Genomic DNA, 25,892 nt, shown 5'->3' with positions numbered 1-25,892 from the left:
GTCTGCTGTCCCTTAACGACCGCACGGTTTGCTTCCCTCTCTCGCAAGCGGGAGAGGGAGCACACAATCGGTAGTGGAGGCCTTTGGTTCCTTAACCCCCGATATACGCCTTCCGAATCCCCTCGTCCTTCAGCAACGTATCCCTGTCCCCCTCCATCACGATCTTCCCGCTCTCGATCACGTACGCGCGATGCGCGATCCCCAGCGCCGCGTACGCGTTCTGCTCGGCCAGCAGCACCGTGGTGCCGGCGCGGTTGATGCGCTGGATGATCTCGAACATCTGCTTGACCACCAGCGGCGCCAGCCCGAGCGACGGCTCGTCCAGCAGCAGTGCGCGCGGCCGGCTCATCAGCGCGCGGCCCAGCGCCACCATCTGCTGCTGCCCGCCCGACAGCGATCCCGCGGGGTCGTCCTTCTTCTGCCGCAGGATCGGGAAGAGTTCATAGACTTCCTCCAGCGTCCTGCGGATCCCCGCCCCGTCGCGCCGGTGCACATAGGCGCCCAGCACCAGGTTCTTTTCCACGCTCATCGCCGGAAAGAGCTTGCGTCCTTCCGGGCAATGCACCAGCCCCGCCTGCACGATCTGCGACGGCTTCATGCCCGACAGTTCGCGCCCGTCGAAGCGCATGCTGCCGCCGCTGATGCGGTGGATTGCGCTCATCGCCAGGAAGATCGAGCTCTTGCCGGCACCGTTGGCGCCCAGCAGCACCACCAGCTCGCCGGCGCCGGCGTGCAGCGTGATGTTGTCCAGCGCACGGAAGCTGCCGTACGACAGCGAGACGCGTTCAAGCTGCAACATGGTCGGCTCCCAGGTAGGCCTCGATGACATGCGGATCCTGCTGGATCTGTGCAGGCGTGCCTTCGGCGATCTTCTCGCCGTAGTTCAGCACCATGATCTTGTCGGCCAGCCGCATGATCATGTCCATCTTGTGTTCGATCAGGCAGACGGTCTTGCCATGGCGCACCATCTTGCGGATCAGCTCGGCCAGGCCGACGGTTTCTTCCGGATTGACGCCGCCCGCCGGCTCGTCGAGCAGCAGCAGCTCCGGGTCGGTCGCCAGCGCCAGCGCAAACGCCACGCGCTTGCGCGCTTCCTGCGTGATATCGGCGGCGACTTCATGCGCGAGGTGCGACAGGCCGACAAAGTCGAGCGCGGCTTCGGCCTTGTCGCGGCACAGGCGCTCTTCCTCGCGCAGCCGGCGCGTGTTGAGCAGCACGTCGCCCAGCCCGGCGCGCGTGCGCAGCCGGTGGCCGACGATCAGGTTGTCCAGCACCGTGGCGCGGTCGAACAGCGCGGTCGCCTGGAAGGTGCGCGCCACGCCGAGGCGCGCGATCTGGTCGGCGCGCAGGCCGGCCACGTCCTGCCCCTTGAACAGGATCTGCCCGGAGGAGGGTGCGTGCGTGCCCGCGACCAGGTTGAAGAAGGTGGTCTTGCCGGCGCCGTTGGGACCGATGATGGCATTGATGTGGCCCTGCTCGAAGGTCACCGAGACATCGTGCACCGCGGTCAGGCCGCCGAATTTCTTGGTCAGGTTGCGGATCTCAAGCATGGTCGGCTCCGGCGCGGGTGGTCGGGACAGATGCGATGTTGCCGGCGGCAGCGGGCTGTGCCTGCTTGCCGCGGCGTGCGGCGGCGGCCTTGCGCGCCTGCTTCTTCAGCCAGGAACCCACGATGCCGTCCGGCACGAAGATGATCAGCAGGATCAGCACCGGCCCGAACACCAGCATGCGGTAGTCCTGCATGAACTGCAGCGACTGCGTGATCCACGGCACCAGCACCGCGCCCAGCAACGGCCCGAAGAGGGTGCCGATGCCGCCCACCAGCATCGACATCACCATGTCGAAGGTCAGGTCGGTGCGGGCGATGTCCGGACCCAGGAAGCGCACCTGGCCGGCGTACAGCGCGCCGGCAAAACCGGCGTAACCCACCGACAGTACGAACGACAGCACCTTGGTGCGCATCAGGTTGATGCCCAGCGCTTCCGCCAGCGCATCGCTGTTGCGCACGGCCATGAAGCTGCGGCCCAGCAGCGAGGTGACGATGCGGTGCATCAGGAACGTGCCCACAGCCAGGAAGAACAGCACCAGGTAGTACTGCGCCTGCACGCTGTCGAACGCGAGCGGTCCGATCGCAGCCGGCACCGGGATGCCGATCAGCCCCACGGTGCCGTGCGTCAGGCTTTCCCATTTCTCGATCACCAGGTAGATGATGTAGCCGATGCACATGGTGAAGATCGAGAAGTAATGGCCCTTCAGCCGCAGCGACACCACGCCGACGACGTAGCCCAGCACCATGCAGACCACGCCGGCCAGCACGAAGGCGAGCCAGAACGGCACCTGGTGATCGACGGTCAGGATGCCCAGCGTGTAGGCGCCGATGGCCATGAAGCCGCCGTGCGCCAGGTTGAGCTGGCCGGTGTAGCCGGTGATGAGGTTGAGTCCGAGCGTGGCGATGGCGTAGATGAAGGCCAGCGTCATCACGGTCAGGTAGTAGCTGTTGGGCGTGACCAGCGGGAACGCGATGGCCAGTGCCAGCAGCAGCATCCAGCCGGTCTTTCCTTGCAGTGCTTTCATGTCGTACTCCTCAGGCTGCCTTGCCGGCAAACAGGCCCTGCGGCCGGATCGACAGGATCACCACCAGCAGCACGAAGGCGATGATGTCCTTGTAGTCGGTGGAAACGTAGAAGCCGCCGAAGCTCTCGGCCATGCCGATGATCAGCCCGCCGACGATGGCGCCGGGAATGCTGCCCATGCCGCCCAGGATGATGATGACGAAGGCCTTGGTGATCACCAGGTTGCCCATGCTCGGGTAGACCAGGTTGATCGGCGCGTACAGCGTGGCGGCGATCGCGGCCAGTGCGCCGGAGATGGCGAAGACCAGCAGCGTGACGCGCGTCGCATCGATGCCGACCAGCGCGGCGCCGTCGCGGTTCTGCGCCATCGCCATGATGGTGGCGCCGGTCATGGTGCGCGTGAGGAACAGGTGCAGCAGCACCATCAGCGCAAACGCGGCGCCGATGATCAGCAGGCGCTGCAGCGGCGCGGTCAGGCCGAAGACGTCGACGATCTGGCCGTACGGCGTCGGCATGCGATGGAAGTCCGCGCCCCACAGCGCCTGCGCGCCGGCCTCCAGGAACAGCAGGATGCCGATGGCCGCGATCATGTCGTGCAGCTCGGGCGAGTTGCGCAGCGGATGGAACACCAGCCGGTCGGCCAGCATCGACAGCACCGCCACCACCAGCGCGGCGCCGACCATCGCCAGCCAGTAGTTCATGCCCAGCGCCGTCATCAGGTAGTACGACACATAGGCGCCGGCCATGTAGAACGCGCCGTGCGCGAAATTGGGCACGTGCAGGATGCCGTAGACCAGCGTCAGGCCAAGCGCCACCAGGCTGTAGACGCCGCCCAGCGTCAGGCCGTTGAGTATCTGTTGAAGGAACAATGCCACGGGGTTACCTCATGCGGTTCGCGAATCGGAAATCCAGGCACGCGCTGGCAAGACGCCGCGCGTGATCCCTCGCGGCAGCGCCGGGCGCTGCCGCGCAAGAATTCGGGGCGTATGGGGATCAGGTGCGCGGAGTGCGGGCCTGACAGCGGGCGCCGGCGCCTGGCTGGCGTGTGCCGGCCGGCGTGGCGGGGATCGCGCCGTGACGGTCACGGGGCGGATGCGCGGACGCGGGGTGCGGATACTGCATGGGCTGTCTCCTGTGCGATGCGGCAACGTGGCCGCCCGGCTTGCCGGGCACCGCTGTGCCATCGGCGGCAGCGAAAGCCCGGTGACGAGGTGTCGGGATTATTCCCGCACGATCGTTCGTTTTCACCGACTTTTGCACAGGCTTCGCGGCATCGTCAAGGAAACCGGCTGACAATTCCGCACAGCGAAATAGCGACAGCGAAACCCTCGGGAAAGCCCCAATCGGTACGGCGCCGGAAGCGTCGTACCGATTGCGGAGGCAGGCAGGATGGGGAATGCGAGCGGGCGACGGTGGCCGCTTACTCCAGGCGGAACCCGGTCTGCTTGATCGCCAGCGCCCACTTCTTCTGCTCGGCCGCCATGAAGGACGCGAACTGGTCCGGCGTGCCCGGCGCGGCCGGGTCATAGCCCTTGCTGGCCAGTTGCTGGCGCACGCCGGGGGCGTTGAGCGCCTTGTCGATTTCCTTGCCGAGCAGCGCGACGATTTCCTTGGGCGTGCCGGCAGGGGCCACCAGGCCATACCATTCGCTGGCCTCGATGCCGGGGAAGCCGGACTCCGCCATGGTCGGCACGTCAGGGAACAGCGGCAGGCGCTGCTTGCTTGCCACGGCAATGGCCTTGAGCTGGCCGCCCTTGACGAATGGCATCACCGCCGGCACGCCGTGGAACATCATGTGGATATGCCCGCCCACCATGTCGGTCAGCGCCTGCGGGCCACCCTTGTAGGGAGCGTGCACGACGTTGATCTGGGCGTTTTCCTTGAACACTTCGCTGACCACGTTCTGCTGCGTGCCCGGCCCGACCGAAGCATAGCTCAGCTTGCCGGGCTCGGCCCTGGCGCGCGCCACCAGTTCCTTGACGGAACCGGCCACCGACGGGTTGACCACCAGCATGTAGGGCGAGCTCGCCATCAGGCCCAGCGGCGCGAAGTCCTTGCCCAGGTCGAACGGCAGGTTCTTGTGCAGGCTGGCATTGATCGCCATCGGCGCGCTGGCGACCAGCAGCGTGTAGCCGTCGGGTGCCGCCTTCGCGCCCATGCCGGCGCCGATATTGCCGGTGGCGCCGGGGCGGTTGTCGACGATCACCTGCTGGCCCAGGCTGGCGCTCATCTTCTCGGCCACCGTGCGCGTGACGGCGTCGACACCGCCGCCCGCGGGCCAGGGCACGATGATGCGGATCGGGCGGTTGGGATATCCGCCCTGCGCCAGCGCACCGGTGGCGCAGGCGGCAAATGGGGCGCCAAATGAGGTGGCAAGCGCGATCGCACCCAGGGCGCGGCCAAAGCGGTTCAGTACGGTCTTCATCATCTCTGTCTCCTCGCTGTCTCTGTGGCGGGACCCGCGGCAGCAGCGGCGGCCGGGACCCGTTCGTTGTCTTCAGTCTGTGGTGGATGCTGTTTGAGCTTGCCTATGCCGCCGCGCTGGTCCGCGCCGGAACCTGCGTGCCGCCCGCGTGCCACTGCGCCATCAACCGCTCCCAGCGGATGCGGGTGGCGGCCAGGTTGCGCGCCTTGACGTGGCCGTAGCCGCGGATCTCCTGCGGCAGCCGCGCGATCTCCAGTGCCAGTTCGAGGTTGTACGCGGAAAGTGCCGGCAGCAAGGCTTCGATGCTGCGGCGGTACTCGCCAATTAGCGCGCGTTCCTGCCTGCGTTCCTGCGTGTAGCCGAAGGGATCGAACGGCGTGCCGCGCAGGCCCTTGAGGCGGGCCAGCACGCCGAAGGCGTTGCGCATCCATGGGCCGTAAGCCCCCTTGACCGGCTCGCCGTCCTGGTTCCTGCGCGCCAGCAGCGGCGGCGCGAGGTGGTGCACCAGGCGGACCTTGCCTTCGAACATCGACGCGATCTGCTCGCGGAAGGCGGCGCCGGTGTGCAGGCGCGCCACCTCATATTCGTCTTTATAGGCCATCAGCTTGAACAGCGAGCGGGCCACGGCTTCGCTGAGGCGGGTGCCGCCGACGACCGATTCCGCTGCGCTGACGCGACTGATGAACGACTCGTATTGCGCCGCATAGGCCCGGTTCTGGTAGCCGGCCAGGAACCCGGCGTACTTGTCCGCCAGTTCCGCCAGCGGCACCTTGCGCACGAACTGGATCACCTGCGAGCCGTCCGGCTGCGACGGCAGGTACGACTGCAGAGCAGGCATATCGTGCGCGCCCAGGCGCCCCCATTCGAACGCCGCCTTGTTGCTTTCCACCTGCACGCCGTTGAGCTCGATGGCCCGCATCAGCGCCGCGTGCGACAGCGGCACCTTGCCCTGCTGCCAGGCATAGCCGAGCAGCAGCAGGTTGGCGAAGATCGACTGGCCCAGCAGCTGCTTCGCGACCTGCTCGGCGTCGAAGCTGGCCAGCTGCCCTTCGCCGACGGCGCGCGCGATACGCGCCACCGCCTCGCCGGCCTGCGGATCCCAGTCGGGGTTGCGCACGAATGCCGCGGTGGGGGTCAGGTGGCTGTTCAGCACCACATAGGTCCGTGCCGACATCGCCGCCAGCGACGCCTTGCCGGCCGCGACCACGGTGTCGCAGGCGATCACCAGGTCGGCCATGCCCAGGTCGACACGGCTGGCGTGCAGCGCGTCGGGGCTGGCGGCGATCTGGATATGGCTCCAGGTGGCGCCGCCCATCTGCGCCATGCCGGTCGCGTCCTGCGTGATCACGCCCTTGCCTTCCAGGTGCGCAGCCATGCCGAGCACGCCGCCGATGGTGACGATGCCGGTGCCGCCGATGCCGGCCACCACGATGCGCTGCGGCTTGCCGGCATCCGGCAGCGCGGGCATCGGGATCGCCGGCGGCGTGGCCTTGCCGCCGGCCGGCTTCGCGGGCTTCTTCAGCTGGCCGCCTTCGACCGTGACAAAGCTCGGGCAGAAGCCCTTGGTGCAGGAGAAGTCCTTGTTGCAGGTGTCCTGGTTGACCTTGCGCTTGCGCCCGAAATCGGTTTCCACCGGCTGCACGGCCAGGCAGTTGCTCTGCACCGAGCAGTCGCCGCAGCCTTCGCACACCAGCTCGTTGATGACCACGCGCCGGGCCGGATCGGCCATGGTGCCGCGCTTGCGCTCGCGGCGCTTCTTGGTGGCGCAGGCCTGGTCGTAGATGATCACGGTCACGCCGGCGACCTCGCGCAGCTCGCGCTGCACGGTGTCCAGCTCGTCGCGGTGGCGCACGGTGACGCCCGCCGCGAGGTTGCCGACACCCTTGTACTTGCCCGGCTCGTCCGTCACCACCACGATCTGGCGCGCGCCCTCGGCGGCCAGTTCGCGCGTCATTGCCGGCACGTCGAGCTGGCCGTCGACCGGCTGGCCGCCGGTCATGGCCACCGCGCTGTTGAACAGGATCTTGTAGGTCAGGTTCACACCGGCGTGGATCGACTGGCGCACCGCCAGCAGGCCAGAGTGGTTGTAGGTGCCATCGCCCAGGTTGGCGAACATGTGCGCGCGCTTGCTGAAGGGCGCCTGGCCCATCCAGTGCACGCCTTCGCCGCCCATCTGCGACCACGAGGTGGTGGACCGGTCCATCCACACCACCATGCCGTGGCAGCCGATGCCGGCGGTCGCCACCGAGCCCTCCGGCACGCGCGTGCTGGTGTTGTGCGGGCAGCCGGGGCAGAACCAGGGCAGGCGGTCGGTGGCGCGGCTGTCGCCCTGCGCGGTGGCGCGTTCGGCGGCGGCGATCTCCTGCAGGCGCTGGTCCATGCGCGCGGCCATGTCGGCCGGCACGCCCAGTGCCTTCAGCCGCAGCGCGATGGCCTTGGCCACCAGCGCCGGCGACAGGTCGGCCTTGGCGCGCAGCAGCCAGTCTTCGGCGGGCTTGCGGTGGCTCCACTCGCCGCCATTGCCGTCGCTGTGGTGGTACTTGCCGAACACGGCGGGGCGCGCCGCGGGCGGGTAGTGGTAGAGCTCGTCCTTGAGCTGCTGCTCGATCACAGGCCGTTTTTCCTCGACCACCAGCACCTCGCGCAGGCCGCGCGCGAAGTCGCGCACGCTGTCCGGCTCCAGTGGCCACACCACGCTGACCTTGTGCAGGCGGATGCCGAGGGCGCGGCAGGCGGCATCGTCCAGCCCCAGGTCCAGCAGCGCCTGGCGTGTGTCGCTGTAGGCCTTGCCGCTGGCAATGATGCCCAGCCGGTCATCGGGACCCTCGATCACATTGCGGTTGAGGCGGTTGGCGCGCACGTAGGCCAGCGCCGCCGGCCACTTGAACTCCATCATGCGCGCCTCGGCCGCGAGCGGGTCGTCGGGCCAGCGGATATGCAGGCCGCCGGCGGGCTGCGTGAAATCCTCCGGCAGCACGATGCGCACGCGGTCGGCGTCGGTGACCACCGAGGCGCCCGATTCCACCACTTCCTGCACCGTCTTCATGCCCGACCACAGCCCGCTGAAGCGGCTCATCGCAAAGGCATGCACGCCCAGGTCGAGGATGTCCTGCACGTTCGCCGGGAAGAACACCGGCAGCCCGCACGCCATGAAGGTGTGGTCGCTCTGGTGCGCCAGCGTGCTGCTCTTGGACACGTGGTCGTCGCCAGCCAGCGCGATCACGCCGCCCAGCGGCGCGGTGCCGGCCAGGTTGGCGTGCTTGAGCGCGTCGCCGCTGCGGTCCACGCCGGGACCCTTGCCGTACCAGATGCCGAACACGCCATCGAACTTCCTGCTGGCGGCATCGAACTCCAGTTGCTGCGAGCCCCACACCGCCGTGACGCCGAGTTCTTCATTGACGCCGGGCTTGAACACCACGTTGCTGGCGGCCAGGTGCGCGCGCGCCTGCCACAGCGCCTGGTCATAGGTGCCCAGCGGCGAGCCGCGATAGCCGGAGATAAAGCCGGCGGTGTTGTGGCCGGCCGCGGCATCGCGCCGGCGCTGCAGCAGCGGCAGGCGCACCAGCGCCTGTACGCCGCTCATATAGGCACGGCCGGACTCCAGCGCGTACTTGTCATCGATCGACACAGCGGCCAGGGCCTGGCGGGCCGCATCGGGGGGCATGGGGGCATTCATAGTGGCGGTTTTTCAGGCAAGCAGGGTTGAAGGGGGCCAGCCGGTGTGCGCATGGCACCCGGATCTTCGGCAAGACGGAAAAGAAAACCGGTTACCCGGGCAGGGGGATGCCCAGCGCCTGGCCGAGCGTGTCCAGCTCCCGCGCTAAGGCATCGGGCAAGGCAATGCCGTGCTGGCGCCCTTCGCGCTCGAGCAGGTCGCCGCGATGGCCGGGTAGGCGCGCGTCGGCACCGCCGGCGGCAAGGTAGTTGCCGGTCCATTGCGCCATGTAGTCGGCAAAGAGCTGCTGGCCGGCGAAGGCCTCGGGTTTGACCAGCCAGACAAAGCCGCCCTGGCGGCCGACCGCGCCGGCACCGGAGACGGTATTGCGCTCCGGCGACAGCGAGTCGGCGGTGGCGGCCATGGCGCCGGCCAGGCATTCCACCATCATGGCGATGCCGATGCCCTTGTGCCCGCCCATGGGCAGCAGCGAGCCCTCCAGCGCGCGCCTGGCATCGGTGGTGGGCTGGCCGTCGGCATCGAGCGCCCAGCCTTCCGGGATGGGTTTGCCTGCGCGCGCGGCCAGCAGGATATGGCCGCGCGCGGCGACGCTGCAGGCCACGTCGAACACGATCGGCGCCGCGCCCGGCAGCGGGCAGCCGAAAGCGATGGGGTTGTGGCCCAGCGCCGGGCGGGCAAAGCCTTCCATGCCCAGCATCGGCGGAGTGCGCTGGCCGACCATGCAGAAGGCGCCGGTCTCGGCGGCCTGCAGGGCCGGCAGGCCCAGCGCGCCCAGGTGGCCGCACGACTGCACCGCGACCAGCACGCTGGCGCTGTGCTCGAGCGCCTGCAGGCCCAGCCGCACCGCGTGCGGCGCCGCAACCTGGCCCATGGCGCCATCGGCATCGAGCACGATCCCGCCCGGGAAGGCGCGATGCGACATCCGCGGACGCGGGTTGAAGTCGCCCGCGCGCAGGCGCTCGACGTAGGACGGCACCCGGGTCAGGCCATGGGTCCTGTAGCCGCGCAGCTCGCTGCGCACCAGCCCGGCGGCGGCCTCGTGCGCATGGCCGGACGCCACGCCGCACGCTTCGAAGATGGCCGCGGTCCAGTGCGTGAGCTGGTCTGCAGTGCGACGGATGGTACGGCTCGTCATGTTGACTTCTCCCTGACAATCATCAGGCGCTCCGAGAACGGGGCGGCATAGACCGACTGGTAGTAGAGCGGCTGGTCGCGCAGCGTGTAGCCGCGCAGCTCCATGATGAAGGCCGGCGCGTCGGGTTCCAGCCCGATCTCGCGCGCCGCCGTGGCGGGGGCCGGCCCGAAGCGGATCCACTGGTCCACGCGCAGCGTCGGCAGCGACAGGCGCTGGCCGATCAGCTCGCGCAGGTTCTTCTCCAGCGCCTCGCGGTCCAGGCCGCCGAGCTGGGCGAAGTCTTCGTCGCGCATCCAGAACTCGCTGTACAGGTCCAGGCGCCCGCCCACGCTGATGACGCGCTCGATGCGCACGCAGCCATCGCCGCCGAGGAATTCGGACCAGGGACCCTGGCGCTTGACGCGCTTGACCGAGCGGGCGTGCACATAGGACGGCAGCTCGTTGCCCTGCTCGTCGCGAAAGCGCAGGTAGCGCACGTCGGCCGGCGCCACCCGGGTGCCCGAGACAAAGGTGCCGCGGCCCTGCTCGCGCGTGATCAGCCCCGAGTGCGTCAGCCGCGCCAGCGCCTTCTGCACCGTGCCCACGCTGACCCCGTGGAAGGTGGCCAGCTCGCCCTCGGAGGGCAGCCGGTCGCCTTCGCGCAGGGCGCCGGACTCGATGGAGCGGATGATGGCGTCGGAGACGCTGCTAAGTTTGGTCATGGTCGTTCAAAGGCTCAGGGCGAATCGACTGATCGCGGTCTCCCGGATATCGAGCACCTCGCTGGTCAGCCGCGTGCCGGATGCGACATCGATCGCATAGCCGTACAGCTGCTCGCCGAGGTCAGGGATCTTGTCCCCGTGCTGCAGGACGCCGCTGACGTCGAAGTCAATGTTGTCGGCCATGGTGTGCAGGGTATTGACGTTGCCGCACACCTTGACCGTCGGTGCCACCATGCTGCCGATCGGATTGCCCACCCCCGTGCCGAAGAAGGTCAGCTGGCATCCGCCGGCAGCCAGCGCAGTGAGATTTTCCACTGCCGCGGCCGGTGCGTCCATGAAATGCAAGCCCTTCTTCTGCGGTGCCTCGCCGTAGCGCAGCACGCCCACCAGCGGGCTGGTGCCGGCCTTGGCCATCGCGCCCAGCGCCTTTTCCTCGACCGTGGTCAGGCCGCCGCGCTTGTTGTCGGGCGAGGGCTGGTCCTCGCGCATGTCCACGCCGCGCGAGATCGCCAGGTTTTCCATGTTGCGCACCGCGGTGACGAAGGCCTCGCGCACGCGGCCATCGGTGGCGCGCTCGGCAAACAGGTGCTCGGCGCCGATGAACTCGGAGGTCTCGGAGATGATCACGGTGCCGCCCTCCGCCACGACCATGTCCGCCATGCGGCCGATCACGGGATTGCAGCTGAGCCCGGAGGTGGTGTCCGAGCCGCCGCACTCCACGCCGATCACCAGGGACGACACCGGGCACGGCACGCGCCGCGCCCTCGACGCCGCCAGCGACAGCCGCGCGGCCTTGCGCGTGCCGTCGGCAATGCATGCGACCGTGCCGTCGGGCTGCAGGTGCACGCGTTCGACCGGCTTGCCGGTGCTGCGGATGCGGCGTGCCACTTCCTCGGTCGACGACTCTTCCAGGCCGACCAGCAGCACTGCCGCGATATTCGGATTGCGGCCCAGCCCGGCGAGCGACTCGAAGGCGAAGTCCAGGTCGGCGCCGAACTGCCCGCGCACGAACAGCGTCGTCACCGGGATGCAGCCGCCCACGGTGCGCGCGATGGTCCGGGTCACCGGGTTGCAGTTGTCCATCACGGAAACCACCGCGACCCAGTTGCGCACGCCGACCGCGCCGTTCTCGCGCGGGTATCCGAGGAAGGTTGTTGTCATCTGCTTTACCCCTTGTGCAGGTCGCCGCGGGCACGCGCCGACTCGATGTTGTGGACATGCATGTGTTCGCCGGCGCGCACCGCGCGGCTGGCGCGGCCGATGACCTGGCCGTATTTCACGATGGTGGCGCCCGCCGCCGTGTCGGCAATGCAGATCTTGTGGCCGAACGGCACGTCCTGCAGCAGCACCAGCGTGCCGGCGCGCTCGCCTTCCAGCACGCAGGCCTCGCCGGCATTGCCGGTGCCCAGCAGGGTGGCCACGTTGTCGGCCGGGTTCAGTACGATGGCTCGCGGCATTTGATCAACTCCTGTATAGGTGTTGAGGCCAACTGTAGGGAACCGGCCGGCGTATGGTCAAGAAAAATTGCGGGTTCTACGAGGAAACCACTACTCTATCCATGGAAGTCCTATATAGAAGTTTGTTGACACCGGCATCTCTGCTGTCTATCGTCATGACAACGGCGGCGGTGTCGGCGCCGGTTTATCGACACCGCGAACCCACTGGAGAAGACAGGCATGAAGGTTCGGTCACACCAGGAGAAGATCGGGCGGCTGCAGGCGCTGCGTGCGCGGCTCGATCCGCAGCAGGATTTCGGCCTCTGGTTCTGGGCAGGCATGACCGCGGGCACCCATGCCGTGAACGCGGCGCTGCACCACGCGGGCGTCACGCAGGACGACGACAGGTTTCCCACGCAGCCAGGCGTCTACCTGGTGCCGCAGCCCGATGGCAGCCTCAGGCCGGCGTTCGGTCCGCTGGGCGACGTGCTCCATGTGGGCCGGCCGAAGGTCGAGGCACCGGTGCCTGCCGACATCGCGGCGATGATGGCGGCGATGGAGGAGATCGAGCATTACCGCGATCCCTGCCTGCGCGAGGGCCTTGAACCCACCCCGGCCATTGCCGAAGTCTGCGATGCGGCGCTGCGCCGCTGCCTGGCGCTGCTGGCGGCGCGACTGGAAGGAGCAAGGGATGGATATTGAACGCCACATGGCGATGGCGCGCGGCATCGAGGCATCGCTGCAGAAGTGCACCAGCGCCGACTACGAGATGCTGATCGAAGGCGCGATGCTGGCCGGCACGCACTGGCTCAACGCGCTGCTGCACAAGCTCGGCACCACGCCGCCGCAGGCGGACGTGTTCCACAGCTACCTGCTGACCGTCAATGAATTCCGCCGGCTGGCGGTGGCGGCGGAACGGCCGCTGCATGCGCTGGCCGCGATCGAGGACAGCCGCGTGCCGTTCGTGCGCGGCAATCACCCCGGCGGTGAAGCAGCCGCCGAGCGCGCACTGGAACTGCTGTCGCTGATCAGGGCGACGGCGCTTGGTAGCGCATAAGGCAGTGCATAGGGCAGCACAGGGATCAATCGGGAAAGGAGACAACAGTGAAGGCAGTCCGCGTAGTGCCGGGCCCGGAGGGCGGCAAGGTCGAAGTGCAGGATATCCCGGTGCCGGTGGCGGCGGCGGGGCAGGTGCTGGTCAGGGTGCGCGCCGCCGGCCTGAACCGGGGCGAGATCAACCAGGCGAAGGAATTGCGCTCGGGCAATACCATCACCGCCGGCGTCGAGTTTGCCGGCGAGGTGGCCGACGTTGGCGCGGGCGTCAGCGGCTGGCGCAAGGGCGACCGCGTGATGGGTCATGGCCGCGGCTGCCAGGCCGAGTACGTGGTGGCCGAGCCGCTGGCGCTGATGCCGGTGCCGGACGGGCTGTCGTGGATCGATGCCGCGGCGTTTCCCAATGTCTTTATCACCGCGCATGATGCGCTGGTCACCAACGGCCGGCTGGTGGCGGGCGAATCGGTGCTGGTCAACGGCGCCTCGGGTGGCGTGGCGATGGCGGCGATCCAGATCGCCTCGCTGATGGGCGCGCGCCCCGTGATCGCGTCGTCGCGCTCGGCGGCCAAGCTCGACAAGATCAGCCAGTTCGGCGTGGACGTGGGCATCGATGCCTCGCGCGACGACCAGGTCGCGGCGGTCATGGCGGCCACCGGCGACAAGGGTGTCGACATCATCATCGACACGGTCGGCGGCCCGCTGTTCGAAGCCAATATGCAAAGCCTGGCGGTCAAGGGCCGGCTGGTGAACATCGCGCGGCTGGGTTCCGCGACCGCGCAGATCGACCTGACGCAGCTCTGGCTCAAGCGCCTGCAGCTGATCGGCGTGACCTTCCGCACCCGCACCGAACAGGAGCGGCTGGAATGCATCCAGGCCTGCGCGCGCGACATGCTGCCGTTCCTGCGCGCGGGGCGTGTGCGGCTGCCAATCGATCGCACCTTTGCCATGACCGATATAGCCGCCGCGCATGCCTACATGAAGCAAGAGCAGCACGTGGGCAAGATTGTGCTGCTTGCAGACTGATTCCACAGAAAAGACGAGGAGACATGATGACCATCCAGATCCAGCCGCTGACCGGTTCCGTTGGTGCCGCCGTGACCGGCGTCGACCTGAACCAGCCGCTCGACGATGCCAGCTTCGACATCCTGCACCGCGCATTCCTGGAATACGGTGTGCTGGTATTCCGCGGCCAGCACCTGCAGCCCGCGGCGCAGGTCGCCTTCGCGCGGCGCTGGGGCAAGCCGGTGCAGGGCAACCCGCTGCTCAAGGGCCTGACAGAGTTCCCGGAGCTGGCCCAGGTGACCAAGATTCCCAAGGAGACCGCGTCGACCGAGGCCTGGCATTCGGACTCGATCTACACCGAGGTGCCGCCCAAGATCTCGATCCTGTCGGCGGTCACCATCCCGGTTGGCGGCGACACCATGTGGTGCAACCAGTACGTGTCCTACGAGCGGCTGTCGCCGGCGATGCAGCGCATGATCGAAGGGCTGCGCTGCCGCTTCTCCGGCGCGCGGCTGGCCAAAATGACCGGCTCCGACAAGGTTCCCGCCGCCGTGCATCCGATCGTGCGCACTCACCCGGAAACCGGCCGCAAGGCGCTGTACGTCGGCCATCCCGATACCGCGCAGTGCATCGAGGGCATGACCGAGGCGGAGAGCCGGCCACTGCTCGACTTCCTCTACGAGCATTCGGTCTCGCCCGACAACGTCTACCGCCATATGTGGCAGCAGGGCGATGTGCTGATGTGGGACAACCGCTGCACCATGCACTACGCGGTGCACGACTACGGCAATGCCGAACGTGTCTTGAACCGCGTCACGCTGGAAGGCGAAGTGCCGCGCTGAGCCGCAACGCCACAGACCGGCGCCGCCATGCGGCGCCAATCCGGAGAATGAAGATGCTGATAGGGATCCCGACTGAGTCGCGGGCGGGGGAGGCGCGTGTTGCCGCGACGCCGGAGACCGTAAAGAAGTACGTCGCCCAGGGCCACAAGGTGGTCGTGCAGGCCGGCGCCGGCGTTCGCGCCAGCCAGCCCGACGGCGCGTATGAAGCGGCCGGTGCCACCATCGGCACCGCTGCCGAAGCGCTGGGGGCACAGCTGGTGCTCAAGGTGCGCGCGCCCGACGACGCGGAACTGGCACAGATGAAGCCGGGGGCCGTACTGGTGGGCATGCTCAATCCCTTCGATGCCGAGAACAACGCGCGCATGGCGGCAGCCAACGTGATCGCGTTCGCACTCGAGGCCGCGCCGCGCACCACGCGCGCGCAGAGCATGGACGTGCTGTCGTCGCAGGCCAACATCGCCGGCTACAAGGCCGTGCTGGTGGCCGCGCACCACTACCAGCGCTTCATGCCGATGCTGATGACCGCCGCCGGCACCGTCAAGGCCGCACGCGTGCTGATCCTGGGCGCCGGCGTCGCCGGCCTGCAGGCGATTGCCACCGCCAAGCGCCTGGGCGCGGTGATCGAAGCGTCCGACGTGCGCCCCGCGGTCAAGGAGCAGATCGAATCGCTCGGCGGCAAGTTCCTCGACGTGCCGTTCCTGACCGACGAAGAGCGCGAGATCGCGCAGGGCGTGGGCGGCTATGCGCGGCCGATGCCGCCGGACTGGATAAAGCGCCAGGCCGAGCTGGTGCACCAGCGCGCGATCCAGGCCGACATCGTCATCACCACCGCGCTGATCCCGGGCCGCAAGGCGCCGGTGCTGCTGCAGGAAGCGACCGTGCAGCAGATGAAGCCGGGCTCGGTGGTGGTCGACCTGGCCGCCGCGCAGGGCGGCAACTGCCCGCTGACGGTGGCCGACGAAGTGGTCGAGCGCCATGGCGTCACCCTCATCGGCCATACCAACCTGGCCAGCATGGTGGCGGCCGACGCCTCGGCGCTCTATGCGCGCAACGTGCTGGATTTCCTCAAGCTTGTCGTCGACAAGGATGGCCAGCTCACGCTCAACCTCGAAGACGACATCGTCGCCGCCTGCCTGGTGGCGGGACGCAAGGAAGCGGCGCTGGCCGGCTGATTCAAAGGAGACCTCAATGGAAATGGTTAGCCACACGGTGATCAACCTGATCATCTTTGTCCTGGCGATCTACGTGGGCTACCACGTGGTCTGGACCGTCACGCCCGCGCTGCATACGCCGCTGATGGCGGTGACCAATGCGATCTCGGCCATCATCATCGTCGGCGCGATGCTGGCCGCAGGACTGACCGAAGGCAATGTCGGCCGGGCCATGGGCACGCTGGCGGTGGCGCTGGCGGCGGTCAATGTGTTCGGCGGCTTCCTGGTCACGCAGCGCATGTTGGAGATGTTCCGCAAGAAGGCACCGAAGGCACCGCCGCAGGACAGCGCGCAGGCGGGCGGGAAGCTGGCGGAGGTGGCGCGATGAACGGCCTGTCGATGAATCTGGTGACGCTGTCCTACCTGGGCGCATCGGTCTGCTTTATCCAGGCGCTGAAGGGGCTGTCGCACCCGACCACGGCACGGCGCGGCAATGCCTTCGGCATGGCGGGCATGCTGGTGGCCGCGCTGACCACGGTGGCGCTGATCCTGAAGCTGAAGAACGAGGTGCTGGCGGGCGCGGGCGAGGCCGGCAACACCGGCAGCGGGCTGGCATTGATCCTGGCGGCGCTGGTGGTCGGCGGCGGCATCGGCGCCTACGTGGCGCGCAAGGTGCAGATGACCAGGATGCCCGAGCTGGTCGCGGCGATGCACTCGCTGATCGGTCTCGCGGCGGTGTTCATCGCGGTGGCCGCGGTCGCGGAGCCTGCGGCATTCGGCATCGCGCCGGTCGGTTCGAACGATATTCCGCTGGGCAACCGGATCGAGCTGTTCATCGGCTGCTTTGTCGGCGCCATCACCTTCTCCGGTTCGGTGATCGCCTTCGGCAAGCTGGCCGGGCGCTACAAGTTCCGCGTGTTCCAGGGCGCGCCGGTGGTGTTCCCCGGCCAGCACTGGCTGAACCTGCTGCTGGCGGTGGCGATGGTCGGCTTCGGCGTGATCTTCTTCATGTCGCAGGACTGGCTGCCGTTCCTGATCATGCTGGCGATCGCGTTCGTGCTGGGCGTGCTGATCATCATCCCGATCGGTGGCGCCGACATGCCGGTGGTGGTGTCGATGCTGAACTCGTACTCGGGCTGGGCGGCGGCGGGCATCGGCTTCTCGCTGAACAACCCGATGCTGATCATCGCCGGCTCGCTGGTGGGCTCAAGCGGTGCCATCCTCTCGTACATCATGTGCCGCGCGATGAACCGCTCGTTCTTCAACGTGATCCTGGGCGGCTTCGGCGGCGATGCGTCGGCTGGCGCGTCCGCCGGCGCGCAGGCGCAGCGCAACGTGAAGTCCGGCTCGGCCGACGATGCCGCCTTCCTGATGGGCAACGCCGAGACCGTGATCATCGTCCCCGGCTACGGCCTGGCCGTGGCGCGCGCGCAGCATGCCCTGAAGGAACTGACCGAACTGCTCACCGAGAAGGGCGTGACCGTGAAGTACGCGATCCACCCGGTGGCGGGCCGCATGCCCGGCCACATGAACGTGCTGCTGGCCGAGGCCGAGGTGCCGTACGACCAGGTCTTCGAGATGGAAGACATCAACAGCGAGTTCGGCCAGGCCGACGTGGTGCTGGTGCTGGGCGCCAACGACGTGGTCAACCCGGCGGCCAAGACCGATCCCAAGTCGCCGATCGCCGGGATGCCGATCCTGGAGGCGTACAAGGCCAAGACCATCATCGTCAACAAGCGCTCGATGGCGGCCGGCTACGCCGGCCTGGACAACGAGCTGTTCTACATGGACAAGACCATGATGGTGTTCGGCGACGCCAAGAAGGTGGTCGAGGACATGGTCAAGGCTGCCTGAGCCGCGCGGCAAGCCGACAACGAAGGCCACACGGAGAACGAATCGATGCAAGCAGCCCAAGCGGCGCCGCCCGACGCAGGCGGCACGGGATTCGACAACGCCGCGCTGGCGGCGCTGCTGCACCGCGAAGGCCTGATCGCGCAGCCCCGGCTGACGCTGGAGCGCCTGGCAGGCGGCCAGTCCAACCCGACCTACCGGATCGCGTGCGGTGCGCAGCAGTACGTGCTGCGCACCAGGCCGCCGGGACAGCTGCTGTCATCGGCGCATGCCATCGACCGTGAGTTCCGCGTCATGCAGGCGCTGCGCGACAGCGACGTGCCGGTGCCGCGGGTCCACCTGTACAGCGAGGACCTCTCCGTCGTCGGCAGCGCGTTCTACGTGATGGACTTCCTGCAGGGCCGCGTCATCTACGACCAGTCGCTGCCTGGTGTGGCACGCGGGCAGCGCGCCGCCCACTACCGCGAGATGAACCGCGTGATCGGCGCGCTGCACCGGGTGGACTACCGCGCCGCCGGCCTGCAGGATTACGGGCGCACCGGCGGCTACGTGGCGCGCCAGCTCGCACGCTGGTCCGCCCAGTGCCGCGATGCCGGCATGGACGGCAACCCGGCACTGGCGGCGCTGGCCGAATGGCTGCCGCACCACGTTCCCGATGCCGACCGGACCTGCCTCGTGCACGGCGACTACCGCATGGACAACCTGGTGTTCCACCCGACCGAGCCGCGCGTGCTGGGCGTGCTGGACTGGGAGCTGTCCACGCTGGGCGACCCGCTGGCTGACCTGGCCTACCACTGCATGAGCTGGCATATCCCGGCCGACCTGTGGCGCGGCATCGGCGGACTGGACCTGCAGGCGCTCGGCATTCCCAACGAGCAGGCCTACCTGCGCTGGTATGGCGAGAGCAACGGCACGCACGCGCTCGAACACTGGGACTTCTATCTTGCCTACAACTTCTTCCGGCTCGCGGCGATCATGCACGGCATCGGCCAGCGCGCCCGCCAGGGCAACGCGGCCGCGGCCGATGCCATGGAGACGGGCCGGAAGGCCGTGCCGCTGGCCGAGCTGGGCTGGCAGTTCGCGTTGCGCTATGGTGCTGCGGGCCGGTAGCGGTACCAAGCGCTGAAGATTTCTTTCGATCCGCCTCATGAGGTGCTTCCTGTGCCAGCCCCGCGGTCAGGGCCGCCAGGAACTCACAGGCTGTGCAGTGTCGCCAACGGTACATGGCAAGCTGTGAACGACAGCGCTCTGCTCTTCATCGATGCGCGGCCCCCGAGGTCCCGGCGGCAGCCGCCGGAACCGTCCCATGCTTGCAGCCACCTCACCTATAGTGATCGTGGCAGTGCCAAGCAGGGGGATTAGCGATGAGCATCGAATCGAATGCGGAAGGCGACATGCATGCCCGGGAAGTGCCGGGCGGGGAGCAGTACGCCAGCGGCGATGCCGAGGACTCCAGCGTGCGGGAACACCCTCGTTATCAGCAGATGTTCCCGGTCCTGACGGAAGCGGAAATCGAACGGGTGCGGCGCTTCGCCAGCGTCTGCCACTACGCTCGCGGGGAATATCTGTACCGGGTTGGCAATACGTGTCCCGGTGTATTCGTCATCCTCTCGGGGAAGGTCCGCATCGTTGCTCCCGAAGGCCTGCGTGAAAAGCGGATCATCCACATCTATACGCAGCACGGCGAATTTACTTCGGATATCACGCAACTATCGAGCAAGCCGGCCGTGGTGGATGCGCACGTCGACGAAGATGTTGACGCGTTGCTGCTGCGACCGGATGACCTCAGCGCACTGATCATTCGGGAAGCCGATATCGGCGAGAAAATCATGCGCGCGCTGATCCTGCGGCGTGCGCTGGCGGTCGAGCGTGGGCGCGGGCTCGTGATCGTCGGCGCTGCCGGCAATCCGCGCCTGCTGGCGCTACAGGATTTCCTGCGGCGCAATGGCTTTCCATACATGGCCCTCGACGCCGAGGCCGATGTGGATGCCATTGCACTGCTCGAGCACCTGACGCCCCAGCCTGACGACTTTCCGCTGGTAGTCTGCCCCAACGGCACTACCTTGCGGAATCCGGATGTGGGGCAGCTTGCATCGTGCCTGGGACTGGTGCCGGAATTCAAGCCGAGCCACGTCTACGATGTGGCAATCATCGGCGCCGGGCCCGCCGGACTGGCGACCGCTGTCTATGCAGCATCCGAAGGCTTGTCCGTGGTTGTGTTCGACTGTCGTGCGCCGGGTGGGCAGGCGGGCTCGAGCGCGCGTATCGAGAACTACCTCGGATTCCCGACCGGCATCACGGGGCACGAGCTGGCGAGCCGCGCTTTCGTCCAGGCGCAGAAATTCGGCGCCCATATCGGTATCCCGTGCGAAGTCAAGGCTCTGTATTGCGACAAGCAGCCGCTTGTCGTCGAGCTTGCCGACGGTCAACGCATCTGCTCGCGCACCGTGGTGATCGCCTCGGGCGCCGAGTATCGACGTCCGGCGGTGGACGGCCTGGCGCGCTTCGAGGGTGGCGGCGTCTATTACTGGGCAACGCCGCTCGAGGCCAGGTTGTGCCGGAACGAGCCCGTTCTGCTGATCGGGGGCGGCAATTCGGCGGGACAGGCGGCCGTCTTCCTTTCATTGCACGCCGAACATGTGCACATGTTCATCCGGGGCACGACGCTGGACGACAGCATGTCGCGCTATCTCGTGGAACGCATCAAGTCGCTGCCGAACCTGACTTTGCATACGCGCATCGAGCTCCGCGCGCTGGAAGGCAAGACGCAACTTGAACGGGTGCATTATCGTGGCGCAGGAGGCGCCGAGGGCAGCATGACGACCCATCACCTGTTCGTGTTCATCGGGGCCGAGCCGAACACGGGGTGGCTGCGGACCTGCGGGGTATCGCTCGATGACAAGGGCTTCGTGCTGACTGGCCCCGACGTCGCCGATGCGCCGCCGCAAGCCCTGCCGCTGCAGACAAGCGTGCAAGGCGTGTTCGCGACCGGCGACGTACGTTCGGGTTCCACCAAGCGCGTCGCGTCGGCGGTCGGCGAGGGCGCGGCCGTGGTCGCACAGATTCATCGCTTCCTGACAGAAGCACGCACCGCACGTCAGGCTACGCCTGCCTGAGGGGCCAGCCCAGCGACAAGATCCCACTGCTGCACATGCAGGTGGGCAGCGTTGCACCATCAAAAACTGCTTGCGCTTCATAACTACGACTAATAGAATCGTAGTTATGGTCCGTTCGGGTGCCGCCGATATGCCAAGGGTGCGCTGCCTGGGTCAAGAGTCGGGAACTGCATGTTCCGTACGCTGAAATGGCGATCGGAGCTTTTATGGCCACCAGCGCACCAGCGACCTCCAGTTTTGAGGCTGGATTGAGGTAAGGGCGCATCGACTCAAGAGTCTCAAAGATGCATGGAGTGAAGAACGATGAATCGCAAGTCTCGACAAACGCTGCTCGCCGCTGCCCTCGTGGCAATGCTGGGGGCCGGTGTGGCAGCCTCCGTGCTGCGTCCCTGGCACGGCGGGGAAGCGCAGGCCACCACGCCGCCGCCGGCACCGGCTGTGGAAGTGGCGGCAGTGGTGGGCCAGACCATCACCGAATGGGATGAATTCTCGGGCCGCATCGAGGCCGTGGACCGTGTGGAGATCCGTCCCCGTGTGTCCGGCACGATCGAAACGGTGCATTTCCGCGATGGCTCGATGGTGACGAAGGGCGACCCGCTGTTCACGATCGATCCGCGCCCCTATGCGGCCGAAGTGGCGCGCGCCGAGGCGGCGCTGGCTGCGGCGCAGGTACGGGCGTCGCATGCGCAGACCGAAAAGGCGCGCGCGCAACGCCTGCTCGACGATAGCGCGATCTCGCGGCGCGAGTTCGACGAGCGCATCAACGCGGCCAGCGAGATGTCGGCCGACGTCCGCGGCGCGCAGGCGGCGCTGGAGGTGGCGAAGCTGAACCTGGGCTACACGCGCATCGTTGCGCCGGTCACAGGCCGGGCGTCGCGCGCCGAGATCACGGTGGGCAACCTCGTGGCGGCCGGCGCGGCATCGCCGCCGCTGACCACGGTGGTATCGGTCTCGCCGGTGTACGCGAGCTTCGATGTCGACGAGCAGAGCTACCTGCGCTACACGGCGCCGAGCGCCGGTGGTGGCAAGGGCGACCTGCCGGTGTTACTGGGGCTGGCCAACGAGGATGGCAATCCGCACCAGGGCCGGATCCATTCGATCGACAACCGGCTCGACACGCGCAGCGGCACGATCCGCGTGCGCGCGGTCTTCGACAACGAGGACCGCCGCCTGCTGCCAGGGCTGTATGCGAAGGTCAGGCTCGGGGGCGGCTCGCCGTATCCCGCCGCGCTGGTCAACGACCGCGCCATCGGTACCGACCAGGGCAAGAAGTTCGTGCTGCTGGTGGACAAGGGCGGCAAGCTCGCGTACCGCGAAGTCGAACTGGGGCCGACGTACGAAGGGCTGCGCGTGATCCGCAAGGGCCTGCAACCGGGCGAGAACATCGTCGTGAACGGCCTGTCGCGCGTGCGCCCCGGCGACACCGTGACCCCGAGGCCGGTGGCGATGGCCTACCGCAGCGAACTTGAGTCGCGTGGCAGCACGACCGACCGCAAGCAGGCCGCGGCTGAGGGGAAGGCCGGCAAGGCCGGCAAGGGCAGCGTGAGCTGAGTCCCGACCTCCGTCACAGACCGAATCCGAATTTCCCGCCGAGGTTGCACATGGCGTCTGCTCCGGCGGACCGCCAGCGGGGACTGCTTTCGCCGAGACCAAGATGAATTTCTCGAAATTTTTTGTCGACCGCCCGATCTTCGCGGGCGTGCTGTCGGTCCTGATCTTCCTGATTGGCGCCATCTCGATGTTCAAATTGCCGGTCTCGGAGTACCCGGAAGTGGTGCCGCCGTCAGTGGTGGTGCGCGCGCAGTTCCCGGGCGCCAACCCGAAGGTGATCGCCGAGACCGTGGCCACGCCACTGGAAGAGCAGATCAATGGCGTCGAGGACATGCTCTACATGAACTCGCAGGCCAATACCGACGGCACGCTGACGCTTACGGTGACCTTCAAGCTGGGCACCGACCCGGACAAGGCCCAGCAGCTCGTGCAGAACCGCGTCTCGCAGGCCGAGCCGCGCCTGCCGGAGGATGTGCGCCGGCTGGGCATCACCACGGTCAAGAGCTCGCCGGACCTGACCATGGTGGTCCACCTGGTCTCGCCCAACGACCGCTACGACACGACCTACCTGCGCAACTACGCGCTGATCAACGTGAAGGACCGCATCGCGCGGATCCAGGGCGTGGGCCAGGTGCGGCTGTTCGGCGCGGGCGACTATTCGATGCGCGTGTGGCTGAATCCGGAGAAGATCGCCGAGCGCGGCCTCGCCGCATCGGACGTAGTGCGCGCCATCCGCGAGCAGAACGTGCAGGTGGCGGCAGGCGTGCTCGGCCAGTCGCCGGCGCTGCCGGGCACCGACCTGCAGCTGTCGGTGAACGCGCAGGGCCGGCTGCAGACCGTGGAAGAGTTCGGTGACATCATCGTCAAGAGTTCGCCCGACGGTGTGGTCACGTACCTGAAGGACATCGCGCGCATCGAACTGGGCGCGTCGGAATACGCGCTGCGTTCGCAGCTCGACAACAAGTCCGCCCTGTCACTGCTGATCTTCCAGTCGCCGGGGGCGAACGCGATCGATATCTCCAACGAAGTGCGCAAGACCATGGCCGAGCTAAAGCAGAACATGCCGGAAGGCGTGGCCTACAGCATCGTCTATGACCCCACGCAATTCGTGCGCCACAGCATCGAGGCGGTGGTCCATACGCTGTTCGAGGCGATCTTGCTGGTGGTGCTGGTGGTGATCCTGTTCCTGCAGACGTGGCGCGCGTCGATCATCCCGCTGCTGGCGGTGCCGGTGTCGATCGTCGGCACCTTCGGACTGATGCATGCGTTCGGCTTCTCGATCAACGCGCTGTCGCTGTTCGGGCTGGTGCTGGCGATCGGCATCGTGGTGGACGATGCGATCGTGGTGGTGGAGAACGTCGAGCGCAATATCGAGGAAGGCTTGTCGCCGAAGGAAGCCACCTACAAGGCCATGCGCGAGGTGAGCGGCCCGATCATCGCCATCGCGCTGACGCTGATCGCCGTGTTCGTGCCGCTGGCCTTCATGACCGGCCTGACCGGCCAGTTCTACAAGCAGTTCGCGCTGACGATTTCGATCTCGACCATCATCTCGGCCTTCAACTCGCTCACGCTGTCACCCGCGCTATCGGCCCTGCTGCTGAAGAGTCATGACGCCCCCAAGGACTGGCTGACGCGTGGCATGGACAAGGTCTTCGGCAAGTTCTTCGTCCGCTTCAACCGCTTTTTCGGCCGCAGCTCCGAAAGCTATGGCCGTGGCGTGAAGGGTGTGATCCGCCGCAAGGGCTCGGTCTTCGGCGTCTACGCGGTGATGCTGGTGGCCGCCTGGGGCGTGTTCCAGCTGGTGCCGAAGGGCTTTGTGCCGGCGCAGGACAAGCAGTACCTGGTCAGCTTTGCCAAGCTGCCGGACGGCGCCACGCTGGACCGCACCGAGGACGTGATGCGCCGCATGTCGGAGATCGCGCTCAAGCATCCGGGCGTGGAATCGGCCGTTGCCTACCCGGGCCTGTCGATCAACGGCTTCACCAACAGTCCGAGCGCCGGCATCGTCTTTGTCACGCTGGACCCGTTCGAAATGCGCAAGAGCAAGGAGCTGTCGGGCAAGGCCATTGCCGCGGACCTGAACAAGAAGTATGCCGCGATCCAGGACGCGTTTATTGCCGTGTTCCCGCCGCCGCCGGTTCAGGGCCTGGGCACGATCGGCGGTTTCAAGCTGATGATCGAGGACCGCGCCGCACTGGGCTATGACGCACTGTTCGACGCCACCAACGCGTTCATGACCAAGGCGCGCGCCACGCCTGAGCTTGCCGGCATCTTCAGCAACTACCAGGTGAACGTGCCGCAGCTTGATGTGCAGCTGGACCGTACCAAGGCCAAGCAGCTCGGCGTGCCGGTGACCGATGTGTTCGATACGCTGCAGACCTACCTCGGTTCCGCCTACGTCAACGACTTCAACAAGTTCGGCCGGACCTATCAGGTCAAGGTGCAGGCGGATGCGCAGTACCGCCAGCATGCCGAGGACATCCTGCAGCTGAAGGCGCGCAGCGCCAGCGGCGAGATGGTGCCGCTGTCGTCGCTGGTGCAGGTCAGGCAGGGCTTTGGCCCGGACAGCGTGATCCGCTACAACGGCTTCACCGCCGCCGACCTGAATGGCGGCCCGGCGCCGGGCTTTTCGTCGGGCCAGGCGCAGGCTGCCGCCGAGCGCATCGCCGCCGAAACCCTGCCGAAGGGAATCGGCTTCGAATGGACCGAGCTGACCTATCAGGACATCCTGGCTGGCAATGCGGGTGTGTGGATCTTCCCGCTGTGCGTGCTGCTGGTTTTCCTGGTGCTGGCCGCCCAGTATGAAAGCCTGACGCTGCCGCTGGCCGTGATCCTGATCGTGCCGACCAGCCTGCTCGCCGCCATGACGGGCGTATGGCTGACGCAAGGCGACAACAACATCTTCACGCAGATCGGCTTCATCGTGCTGGTGGGGCTATCGGCCAAGAACGCGATCCTGATCGTGGAGTTCGCGCGGGAGCTGGAGCATCACGGCCGCACCGTGGTCGAGGCCGCGATCGAGGCCAGCCGCCTGCGCCTGCGCCCGATCCTGATGACGTCGTTCGCTTTCATCATGGGCGTGGTGCCGTTGGTGGTGTCCAGCGGTGCCGGCTCGGAGATGCGCCAGGCAATGGGCGTGGCGGTGTTCGCGGGCATGCTCGGCGTGACCTTCTTCGGTCTGTTTTTGACGCCGGTGTTCTATGTGGCGTTGCGTTTGCTGGCCACCCGTGGCCAGCGCCGCGCGCAGACGGCGCAAGTCGAACACCATGCTGTGGCATTGGCTGAATAACGCATGTTTGCTTCCCTCTCCCGCAAGCGGGAGAGGGGAGCTACCTCGGCGGCGTTGAAGCCGCCGGAGCACAGAACAGTCAAGGAAACAC

Annotated in this window: 21 protein-coding genes; 11 read left to right on the top strand and 10 right to left on the bottom strand. The window is 67.3% G+C overall.

The annotated features are described in order from the left end of the window. Positions 1-91: 91 nt before the first annotated feature. The 10 genes from E0W60_RS03980 to E0W60_RS03935 form a co-directional block, all read right to left on the bottom strand. On the bottom strand, positions 92-799 hold the full coding sequence (locus E0W60_RS03980) for an ABC transporter ATP-binding protein (RefSeq protein ID WP_135703102.1): 708 nt from the start codon (positions 797-799) through the stop codon (positions 92-94). Next, positions 786-1,550, bottom strand: a complete 765-nt coding sequence (locus E0W60_RS03975) for an ABC transporter ATP-binding protein (protein ID WP_135703101.1) — start codon at positions 1,548-1,550, stop codon at positions 786-788. The genes E0W60_RS03980 and E0W60_RS03975 overlap by 14 nt, the downstream gene beginning before the upstream one ends. Beyond that, positions 1,543-2,574 carry a branched-chain amino acid ABC transporter permease gene (locus E0W60_RS03970; RefSeq protein ID WP_135703100.1) on the bottom strand — a complete coding sequence of 344 codons (1,032 nt, stop codon included), beginning with the start codon at positions 2,572-2,574 and terminating at the stop codon, positions 1,543-1,545. The genes E0W60_RS03975 and E0W60_RS03970 overlap by 8 nt, the downstream gene beginning before the upstream one ends. Before the next feature lie 10 nt (positions 2,575-2,584). Further along, positions 2,585-3,448, bottom strand: coding sequence for a branched-chain amino acid ABC transporter permease (locus E0W60_RS03965; protein ID WP_133095783.1), 864 nt, complete (start codon positions 3,446-3,448; stop codon positions 2,585-2,587). A gap of 545 nt (positions 3,449-3,993) precedes the next feature. After that, complete coding sequence (locus E0W60_RS03960; RefSeq protein WP_135703966.1) at positions 3,994-4,998, bottom strand: tripartite tricarboxylate transporter substrate binding protein; 1,005 nt, start codon at positions 4,996-4,998, stop codon at positions 3,994-3,996. A gap of 103 nt (positions 4,999-5,101) precedes the next feature. Continuing rightward, the gene (locus E0W60_RS03955; RefSeq protein WP_135703099.1) at positions 5,102-8,674 is read right to left on the bottom strand and encodes an indolepyruvate ferredoxin oxidoreductase family protein; all 3,573 of its coding nucleotides are present in this window, start codon (positions 8,672-8,674) and stop codon (positions 5,102-5,104) included. Between the two features lie 91 nt (positions 8,675-8,765). Then, positions 8,766-9,809, bottom strand: a complete 1,044-nt coding sequence (locus E0W60_RS03950) for an Ldh family oxidoreductase (protein WP_135703098.1) — start codon at positions 9,807-9,809, stop codon at positions 8,766-8,768. After that, the gene (locus E0W60_RS03945; protein ID WP_133095780.1) at positions 9,806-10,510 is read right to left on the bottom strand and encodes a GntR family transcriptional regulator; all 705 of its coding nucleotides are present in this window, start codon (positions 10,508-10,510) and stop codon (positions 9,806-9,808) included. Before E0W60_RS03945 ends, E0W60_RS03950 begins: the two co-directional genes overlap by 4 nt. Before the next feature lie 6 nt (positions 10,511-10,516). After that, on the bottom strand, positions 10,517-11,671 hold the full coding sequence (locus E0W60_RS03940; RefSeq protein WP_135703097.1) for a UxaA family hydrolase: 1,155 nt from the start codon (positions 11,669-11,671) through the stop codon (positions 10,517-10,519). Positions 11,672-11,676: 5 nt separating this feature from the next. Then, a complete protein-coding gene (locus E0W60_RS03935) occupies positions 11,677-11,967 on the bottom strand; it encodes a UxaA family hydrolase (RefSeq protein WP_133095778.1) in 291 nt (96 codons plus the stop codon). Between the two features lie 219 nt (positions 11,968-12,186). Here E0W60_RS03935 and E0W60_RS03930 point away from each other — a divergent pair, with 219 nt between their 5' ends. From E0W60_RS03930 to E0W60_RS03880, 11 genes are all read left to right on the top strand, one after another. Further along, positions 12,187-12,648, top strand: coding sequence for a hypothetical protein (locus E0W60_RS03930; RefSeq protein ID WP_133095777.1), 462 nt, complete (start codon positions 12,187-12,189; stop codon positions 12,646-12,648). Further along, positions 12,638-13,003: a hypothetical protein gene (locus E0W60_RS03925; RefSeq protein ID WP_135703096.1), complete on the top strand. Its 366-nt coding sequence runs from the start codon at positions 12,638-12,640 to the stop codon at positions 13,001-13,003. The genes E0W60_RS03930 and E0W60_RS03925 overlap by 11 nt, the downstream gene beginning before the upstream one ends. A gap of 47 nt (positions 13,004-13,050) precedes the next feature. Beyond that, a complete protein-coding gene (locus E0W60_RS03920; protein ID WP_135703095.1) occupies positions 13,051-14,022 on the top strand; it encodes a zinc-binding dehydrogenase in 972 nt (323 codons plus the stop codon). 26 nt (positions 14,023-14,048) lie between these two features. Continuing rightward, positions 14,049-14,843, top strand: a complete 795-nt coding sequence (locus tag E0W60_RS03915; RefSeq protein ID WP_135703965.1) for a TauD/TfdA dioxygenase family protein — start codon at positions 14,049-14,051, stop codon at positions 14,841-14,843. Between the two features lie 53 nt (positions 14,844-14,896). Beyond that, positions 14,897-16,015, top strand: coding sequence for a Re/Si-specific NAD(P)(+) transhydrogenase subunit alpha (locus E0W60_RS03910; RefSeq protein ID WP_135703094.1), 1,119 nt, complete (start codon positions 14,897-14,899; stop codon positions 16,013-16,015). A 16-nt stretch (positions 16,016-16,031) separates the two neighbouring features. Further along, positions 16,032-16,382: an NAD(P) transhydrogenase subunit alpha gene (locus tag E0W60_RS03905; protein WP_133095773.1), complete on the top strand. Its 351-nt coding sequence runs from the start codon at positions 16,032-16,034 to the stop codon at positions 16,380-16,382. Beyond that, positions 16,379-17,848, top strand: coding sequence for an NAD(P)(+) transhydrogenase (Re/Si-specific) subunit beta (locus tag E0W60_RS03900; protein ID WP_135703093.1), 1,470 nt, complete (start codon positions 16,379-16,381; stop codon positions 17,846-17,848). The genes E0W60_RS03905 and E0W60_RS03900 overlap by 4 nt, the downstream gene beginning before the upstream one ends. 45 nt (positions 17,849-17,893) lie before the next feature. Continuing rightward, entirely contained in the window at positions 17,894-18,955 is a 1,062-nt protein-coding gene (locus E0W60_RS03895; protein ID WP_135703092.1) for a phosphotransferase family protein, read from the top strand. 254 nt (positions 18,956-19,209) lie between these two features. Continuing rightward, entirely contained in the window at positions 19,210-20,961 is a 1,752-nt protein-coding gene (locus E0W60_RS03890) for an FAD-dependent oxidoreductase (protein ID WP_135703091.1), read from the top strand. Between the two features lie 303 nt (positions 20,962-21,264). Continuing rightward, positions 21,265-22,512: an efflux RND transporter periplasmic adaptor subunit gene (locus tag E0W60_RS03885; protein WP_135703090.1), complete on the top strand. Its 1,248-nt coding sequence runs from the start codon at positions 21,265-21,267 to the stop codon at positions 22,510-22,512. A gap of 103 nt (positions 22,513-22,615) precedes the next feature. Continuing rightward, positions 22,616-25,801, top strand: coding sequence for an efflux RND transporter permease subunit (locus tag E0W60_RS03880; RefSeq protein WP_135703089.1), 3,186 nt, complete (start codon positions 22,616-22,618; stop codon positions 25,799-25,801). The last annotated feature ends 91 nt before the right edge of the window (positions 25,802-25,892 follow it).

It is taken from the genome of Cupriavidus oxalaticus (assembly GCF_004768545.1).
Lineage (GTDB): Bacteria > Pseudomonadota > Gammaproteobacteria > Burkholderiales > Burkholderiaceae > Cupriavidus > Cupriavidus oxalaticus_A.
The sequence above is the reverse complement of the archived record's forward strand: the minus strand, read 5'-3'. Positions and strand labels throughout refer to the sequence as shown.

Coding starts and splice junctions, on each gene's coding strand:
- E0W60_RS03935 (WP_133095778.1), bottom strand. CDS start 11,967: ATGCCGCGAGCCATCGTACTGAACCCGGCCGACAACGTGGCCACCCTG.
- E0W60_RS03960 (WP_135703966.1), bottom strand. CDS start 4,998: ATGAAGACCGTACTGAACCGCTTTGGCCGCGCCCTGGGTGCGATCGCG.
- E0W60_RS03970 (WP_135703100.1), bottom strand. CDS start 2,574: ATGAAAGCACTGCAAGGAAAGACCGGCTGGATGCTGCTGCTGGCACTG.
- E0W60_RS03955 (WP_135703099.1), bottom strand. CDS start 8,674: ATGAATGCCCCCATGCCCCCCGATGCGGCCCGCCAGGCCCTGGCCGCT.
- E0W60_RS03910 (WP_135703094.1), top strand. CDS start 14,897: ATGCTGATAGGGATCCCGACTGAGTCGCGGGCGGGGGAGGCGCGTGTT.
- E0W60_RS03980 (WP_135703102.1), bottom strand. CDS start 799: ATGTTGCAGCTTGAACGCGTCTCGCTGTCGTACGGCAGCTTCCGTGCG.
- E0W60_RS03905 (WP_133095773.1), top strand. CDS start 16,032: ATGGAAATGGTTAGCCACACGGTGATCAACCTGATCATCTTTGTCCTG.
- E0W60_RS03930 (WP_133095777.1), top strand. CDS start 12,187: ATGAAGGTTCGGTCACACCAGGAGAAGATCGGGCGGCTGCAGGCGCTG.
- E0W60_RS03895 (WP_135703092.1), top strand. CDS start 17,894: ATGCAAGCAGCCCAAGCGGCGCCGCCCGACGCAGGCGGCACGGGATTC.
- E0W60_RS03975 (WP_135703101.1), bottom strand. CDS start 1,550: ATGCTTGAGATCCGCAACCTGACCAAGAAATTCGGCGGCCTGACCGCG.
- E0W60_RS03900 (WP_135703093.1), top strand. CDS start 16,379: ATGAACGGCCTGTCGATGAATCTGGTGACGCTGTCCTACCTGGGCGCA.
- E0W60_RS03940 (WP_135703097.1), bottom strand. CDS start 11,671: ATGACAACAACCTTCCTCGGATACCCGCGCGAGAACGGCGCGGTCGGC.
- E0W60_RS03915 (WP_135703965.1), top strand. CDS start 14,049: ATGACCATCCAGATCCAGCCGCTGACCGGTTCCGTTGGTGCCGCCGTG.
- E0W60_RS03925 (WP_135703096.1), top strand. CDS start 12,638: ATGGATATTGAACGCCACATGGCGATGGCGCGCGGCATCGAGGCATCG.
- E0W60_RS03880 (WP_135703089.1), top strand. CDS start 22,616: ATGAATTTCTCGAAATTTTTTGTCGACCGCCCGATCTTCGCGGGCGTG.
- E0W60_RS03890 (WP_135703091.1), top strand. CDS start 19,210: ATGAGCATCGAATCGAATGCGGAAGGCGACATGCATGCCCGGGAAGTG.
- E0W60_RS03950 (WP_135703098.1), bottom strand. CDS start 9,809: ATGACGAGCCGTACCATCCGTCGCACTGCAGACCAGCTCACGCACTGG.
- E0W60_RS03885 (WP_135703090.1), top strand. CDS start 21,265: ATGAATCGCAAGTCTCGACAAACGCTGCTCGCCGCTGCCCTCGTGGCA.
- E0W60_RS03945 (WP_133095780.1), bottom strand. CDS start 10,510: ATGACCAAACTTAGCAGCGTCTCCGACGCCATCATCCGCTCCATCGAG.